At 49.5% G+C, this 5,821-nt stretch carries 6 protein-coding genes and 1 pseudogene; all 7 read right to left on the reverse strand.

Going from position 1 to position 5,821, the window contains the following annotated elements; translation table 11 throughout:
* Positions 1 to 360: pseudogene (locus RWJ43_RS05745) on the reverse strand (glucan 1,3-beta-glucosidase); the annotation flags it as partial.
* A 93-nt stretch (positions 361 to 453) separates the two neighbouring features.
* The gene (locus RWJ43_RS05750) at positions 454 to 882 is read right to left on the reverse strand and encodes a 6-carboxytetrahydropterin synthase (RefSeq protein ID WP_314008863.1); all 429 of its coding nucleotides are present in this window, start codon (positions 880 to 882) and stop codon (positions 454 to 456) included.
* Positions 882 to 1,034 (reverse strand): hypothetical protein, encoded by a 153-nt coding sequence (locus RWJ43_RS05755; protein WP_314008865.1) that lies wholly within the window; start codon positions 1,032 to 1,034, stop codon positions 882 to 884. Before RWJ43_RS05755 ends, RWJ43_RS05750 begins: the two co-directional genes overlap by 1 nt.
* A gap of 278 nt (positions 1,035 to 1,312) precedes the next feature.
* Positions 1,313 to 2,434, reverse strand: coding sequence for a regulatory iron-sulfur-containing complex subunit RicT (locus RWJ43_RS05760; protein WP_314008868.1), 1,122 nt, complete (start codon positions 2,432 to 2,434; stop codon positions 1,313 to 1,315).
* Entirely contained in the window at positions 2,413 to 3,582 is a 1,170-nt protein-coding gene (locus RWJ43_RS05765; RefSeq protein ID WP_314008870.1) for a DNA polymerase III subunit delta' C-terminal domain-containing protein, read from the reverse strand. Before RWJ43_RS05765 ends, RWJ43_RS05760 begins: the two co-directional genes overlap by 22 nt.
* A gap of 7 nt (positions 3,583 to 3,589) precedes the next feature.
* Positions 3,590 to 4,249, reverse strand: a complete 660-nt coding sequence (tmk, locus tag RWJ43_RS05770) for a dTMP kinase (RefSeq protein WP_314008872.1) — start codon at positions 4,247 to 4,249, stop codon at positions 3,590 to 3,592.
* A gap of 188 nt (positions 4,250 to 4,437) precedes the next feature.
* On the reverse strand, positions 4,438 to 5,821 hold a 1,384-nt coding region (locus RWJ43_RS05775), incomplete at its 5' end, for a DNA topoisomerase (RefSeq protein ID WP_314008874.1).

A 5,821-nucleotide genomic window follows, 5' to 3' on the forward strand; every position in this document is an offset into this window, starting at 1 on the left:
ATTTACTGCCAGTACAAAAATAACGTGCAGGCCAAGTTCTTCTGCCCATTCAAGAGCTCTATCAAGCTCGGTAATGCAGCTAACATATGGAGTACCAGCAGCTTCTTCATCAAAAACGTACCAAGGTACAGAAATTCTTACCGCATTAAAACCACGAGCGGCAATGCTGACAAAGTCAGAACTCTGAATAAATGAAGAACGATGCGCTTTAACAAGATTGTGGTAGTCCTCAACGCCCAGTGCTTTAATGAGCTGAGCCTCATCAACGCAGCCCGTGCGTGCAAACGGCTCAGGAGTTACCCACGGTTCAAGCGTAAGCCAACCGGTTAAATTGACACCCCGCAATGCTCCGTGAGCCATGAAATTCCACCTCGCCAAAAGATAAAACCTCTACATACGTAGAGTATACCCATCGAGGTTACGTTGCTCGCGCGAGCTTTAAAAAACAACAGGTTACTTCATATTTTTTGAATATATGGCGCAGTTGTTAGGGGTCTCATCGACCTCAACGGAAGAGACGGGCAAACCTTCTGACTCAAGTTGCTCAAAGAGATACTTTGCTAGATTTTCTGCTGTTGTTCTAAACGGCAAAATAGTGAGCGAGAAACCCTCTTCTTTAAGACAGGCCAACGTCTTTTCAGAAAGAGAACCCTCCTCAATCAAAAACGTATGATCAAGGGAATCACACAGCGCGCGGACCTTGCGCTTAAAGACACCAAAGTCCATAACCATATCTTTTTCTGTACCAGACTCACCAAGCTCTGCAGTTGAAATGCAGGCAGTCACATGCCAGCGATGACCATGCAGATTCTCACACTTGCCGTAGTAGTTTGTAAGAAAATGCGCTGAGTCAAAGGCATATTCAGTCTTAAGCGTATACATTACTCGTTGTCCTTCGAGCCGCGACCACGATCATCACGTCCAGCTCTTCTATGTCTACGACGTGCAGCGTTTTGTGGCTGAGCATCTCTAGATGCAGCGGTAGGCGCACCGTTAGAACCAGAAGTATTCTGTGGAGCGCTCTGGGTCTTCATGCCCGCCCTATCACCTGGACGACGAGTCCTTTTTGCACGAACTGGTGCCTGTGCCTCATCAGCTTTCTGTGACGTCTGAGGAGCATCTGTCCTTCTAAAGCGCTTACCCTGTGACTGCTTCTGTGCAGAAGCTGAACCCTGCTCATTCTTCTGAGGAGCCTGAGTATTTGCAGTACTCTCTTCTGTTGCGTGATGACGACGTCGGGTACGGCGAAGCGTATCTGTCGCAGCATCAAAAGTACTAGAACCAGGATTGACCTGAGCATTCTTTGAAGTTCTTACACGACGGGTGCGAGAAGAACTTTGAGTGCCCTGCTCTTCTCGGGCATTTCTTGCACCAGAATTCTTGGCGTTTCCTGCCTATTTGCAGAGCTCTGCTCAGATCGATCACGCTTACGCTTTGGAGCCTCAGTAACAAAGAGGTCTGGATTAATCTCTGGCTCTTCATCAACAATGAGACCGTTTGCTCGATCAAGCTCTGCCAGCGCCATCTGAACCTCAACAGATTCAAGATGCTCAAGAGCTGCGCGAGAAACGCTATCTGGCCTGCAAGAACAACCCAGGTCTTCCGACTTCTGCTGTGCTGCAGGAGAAGCGTCCATATCAGCAAGAGGAATGCGTACTACCTTGCCACTCTCTAGGCGAAGGGCAATCTCCTCTTTTGGCGTGTTGTACTCAACAATTTTTGCCATACCCAAAGGAGTCTCAATAACGGCGTTGCGCTTTGGAGCACGGTTTTTGAAGTCACGATACGCTTCAAACTCATAGCGCAAGCAGCACATCAAACGACCGCAGGCACCAGAAATCTTAGTGGAGTTCAAAGGCAAATCCTGCTCTTTTGCCATGCGAATAGAAACTGGCTCAAAAGAGAGGCCAAACCTTCTACAGCAGAGCTCTTGTCCACAATGACCATAACCGCCGATAACTGCCGCTTCTTCTCTGACGCCAATCTGACGCATATCAATGCGCTCGTGAAGCTCATGAGAAAGCTCGCGCACAAGTTGCCTAAAGTCCACGCGATCATCAGCCGAGAAGTAACACACGACCTTCTCGCCATCAAAAAGATACTCGACGCCAATGGGCTTCATCTCAAGTTCTTCTTGAACAGCAAACTTTCTGAATACGGGAAGCGCAGCCTCGCCCTTAGCGGCAAGCTCTTCTGCGCGAGATAGGTCCTCGTCAGTTGCTACACGAACAACGTCTTTGAGCTCGGCTTTGTTTGTCTTGTACTCAAACTCCTCTTGAGAAATCTCACGAGGATCAGCAACAGCAAGACCAATCTCTAGACCGCGCTCGGTCTGGCAGATAACGTGGTCACCTTCAAGAACGCCGGACTCCTTTGGATCAAACCAAAGGTCGCGCGCGGCGTATTCAAATTTCACCGGGACAACGGTGGGCATGTAAGTGCCTCCTTGATATGCAGCAGCATAACCTCAAGGGTTAGCTGGGGAGAAACAGAGCGGTCCAGGTTGTATTGAGCCTCTTGCACCGCAGCAAGAGCCCCCAAAACACCCTGGGTATGAGTTTGAGATGCAACACGGTCAATAATGCCTGCTGCATCCGTATTTACTATCTCTTCATCAACCGCTTCGCAACACAACAGTACGTCGCGAAGAAGCGATTCCAGAATTGCCAACATTTCTATGATACCCGAACGCTCGCGCGCTGTGAGTTCTCGCTTATTTGCCGCCTCAACCTGCTTTAACGCAGCGCTGGTAAGAAAGTCTTCATTTTGAGCGAGGGCCTCTTCTTGAGCTCGCCTTACATCCCCTAGAGGGATTTTTGCAGCTTCTATCAGCTCTTTTGCGGAAGTGAGTACATCCCACGAGTCATTTCTGAGCAGATTGCCAAAAACATCAATGAGCTGTCTGCGAATGTTTTTTCGCGTAGAAGACTGCAAAAACTCCACGGCTCTACCAGGGGTTCCTGTTGCTGCAAGCGCAATACGAGCTTCCTGCTCTGTGGCGGAAATCTCTCGCATAATAGCGGCTTTAGCAGCAGCGTCAGTGAGTGTTCTAAACGCAACTACCTGACAACGAGAAACAATGGTGGGAAGCACCGCAGAAGAAGAACGTGCAGACAGAATAAAGATGGTGTCTGCAGGTGGCTCTTCAATAGTTTTGAGCAGTGCATTTGCAGAATTTTCTCTGAGCAAATCAGCGCGGTCAATCACGTAAATCTTATGAGTCGAGCGCATGGGCGCCAGACTAACATCAGCGATGAGCTGACGAATCTGCTCAATGAGGTAGCCATTTGCGGAGGCTGGGGCAAGTACGTGAACGTCAGGGTGAGTACCGCGAGAAATACGAATGCAGTCGTCACAGGCAGCGTCACCGCCCTGAGCACAGAGAACACACTGCGCCAGAGCTTTGGCTGCAAGACCTTTACCGGAACCAGGAGCTCCTACAAACAGATAGGCGTGGCCAAGCTTGTGCTCATGAAGTGCGCGCGCAAGCAGATTTTGAACTTGAGGTTGATCCTGAAGACGGGTAAGTGCCTGAGGAAGTGGATAGGTGCTATGAGTAGTATGTGTGCTCTCTTGAGTCATAAACGCGTCACTCACCAAGCTCACAAATACCAGGGAAAAGATCAGCTAACACCTGGCGAGTACGTGCACGCACCTCATCAATTGTGCCATCTGCATCTACAGCTTTTACACGCTCTGGCTCATTTTGCAGAAGTTGCTTATAACCAGCAAAAACTCGCTCCTGGAAGGCAACACCTTCTGCTTCTAGCCTATCGGCATCATTTTGCGTAGCACGCGCATGAGCAACTGTTGGCTCGAGCATAAAAACAAGAGTTCTATCAGGAGAAACCCCACAGCTTCCCAAGCGATTTGCACGGTGCACGAGGTCTGTATCAAGACCGCGACCAGCTGCTTGATAGGCAAAAGTAGAATCGTAGAAACGATCGCACAGAACAATCTTGCCCGCAGCTAGAGCTGGTCGAATAACCTCTCCTACCAGCTGAGCGCGACTTGCTTCATAGAGCAACAGCTCACACTCATCGCACATCATGCCATTTTCTGGATTGAGTACCACGCCTCTAATCTGCTCAGAAATAGCAGTGCCGCCGGGCTCACGAACAAAAACCACATCAAAGCCAAGTGCTTCAAGGTCTTCTCGCAGAAGAGAAGCTTGTGTTGACTTACCACAGCCATCAACGCCTTCAAGCGTGATGAACAGGCCTTGTGATGTACGTAAGTCTTTATTCATGCTTCCCTCCCTCTTAACTATCTCACGATACAGTCAGATTGTGTTTCTCGCCATGAATATTCTAAAGGTTTTGCGCATTTCCACATGAAGAGCGCTCAAAAATGGGTAAAAATACGTATGGAGCGGGCGTTGGAGAGGGACGCTCGTTCTTCCGAAAACGGTGCACCTCTCGATGCACCGTCATACGTTTACTTTTTTGCTGTCTTGGTGGATTTGGTGCCCTTAGTACTCTTACGAGCACCTCTACGCGAGGCAGTTTTCTTTTCTTTACCAGGGCAATCATAGTTTGGACAAAGCTTCCAAGGACCACGCTGAGTAGTAACAACCACCATTGGAGCGCCGCAATCTGGACAGACCTCATCGGTCTTCTCGAGCTTTCCACGAGCAGGCAGAGGATAGCTGGTCTCGCACTCCTCGTAGTTGGTGCAGCGAATAAAGCGCTTACCCGTGCGCTCTGACTTATGAGCTACCAGATCCCCATGCTTGCCATTTGCCTTACAGGTTGGGCACTCGCCCACAATAAGATCTGGCTCCGCATTTGTAGGACAAGCTGGATTGATGCAAGTCTCATACGCACGTTGTCTAAATGGTTGAACCTTTACGCGAGGAGCACCACACTCTGGGCAGACACCGGCCTCTCCCTCAAGCGGCTCAACGCGTCCCTGAGGCAGTGGATAGGTAACATCGCAGTCTGGCCAACCCATGCAGCCAACAAAGCTTCCACGAGTCTTCAGAGAGCTCTTAGCAACCAAGTCTTTGCCGCACTTAGGGCAGGTTCCCACCTTTGCGTCAGCAGTAACTGCATCAGCAATGGCCTCAGACAGGTCTTCTTTGTGGTCAATAAGCGTATCAATCATGCCTGCAAGCAGGGCTCTTGAGTGCGTAACAACGCCATCACGTGTATCTTTGCCCTCAGCAACGCTTGTCATATCGGACTCAAGCTCTGCCGTCATATCAGGCGAGGTAATGTGTGGTGCAAACTGCGAAAGTGCATCAACAATTGCCATGCCAAGCTGGCTTGGCTCAACAGGATCGTTTTTGAGGTATTTACGCTGGTAAAGCGTATCAATAATGGAGGCTCGCGTAGACTTTGTGCCCAGACCGCGCTTCTCCATCTCTTGAATAAGCTTGCCCTGGCTGTAGCGGGCTGGTGGCTCTGTCTGCTTAGCATCAAGCGACAAAGACTGAATGGAGACAATCTCTCCCTCGCCGACATCAGGAATCTGATCATCTTTCTTAAGGCCAAAGGGATAAATCTCTCTAAAGCCTGGCTCAGCCAGTACGGTTCCATTTGCAACAAACGGCTGACCAGCAACATCAAGCGTGATTTTAGTGCCGCTCATAGTAGCTGGACCCATAAGAGTTGCAAGGAATCTACGAGCAATTAAGTTATAGAGCTTCCAAGCTGCAGGCTGCAAAGAATCTGGATTTGCTGCTGCCGTTGGATAAATTGGTGGATGGTCAGTAGACTCCTGCTTACCACGAGTTGCATGAAGCTTTGGCTGACCCAAAAGCTTTTTACAGGTAGGAGCATACTGAGGAACTGTAGATAATGTACGGACACAGTCCTTC

The organism is Lancefieldella parvula (genome assembly GCF_963530955.1).
GTDB classification, from domain to species: Bacteria; Actinomycetota; Coriobacteriia; order Coriobacteriales; family Atopobiaceae; genus Lancefieldella; species Lancefieldella parvula_A.

Excerpts from the sequence above, each read along its gene's own strand:
- RWJ43_RS05765 (WP_314008870.1), bottom strand. The coding sequence starts at position 3,582 with ATGACTCAAGAGAGCACACATACTACTCATAGCACCTATCCACTTCCT.
- RWJ43_RS05750 (WP_314008863.1), bottom strand. The coding sequence starts at position 882 with ATGTATACGCTTAAGACTGAATATGCCTTTGACTCAGCGCATTTTCTT.
- tmk (WP_314008872.1), bottom strand. The coding sequence starts at position 4,249 with ATGAATAAAGACTTACGTACATCACAAGGCCTGTTCATCACGCTTGAA.
- RWJ43_RS05760 (WP_314008868.1), bottom strand. The coding sequence starts at position 2,434 with ATGCCCACCGTTGTCCCGGTGAAATTTGAATACGCCGCGCGCGACCTT.
- RWJ43_RS05755 (WP_314008865.1), bottom strand. The coding sequence starts at position 1,034 with ATGAAGACCCAGAGCGCTCCACAGAATACTTCTGGTTCTAACGGTGCG.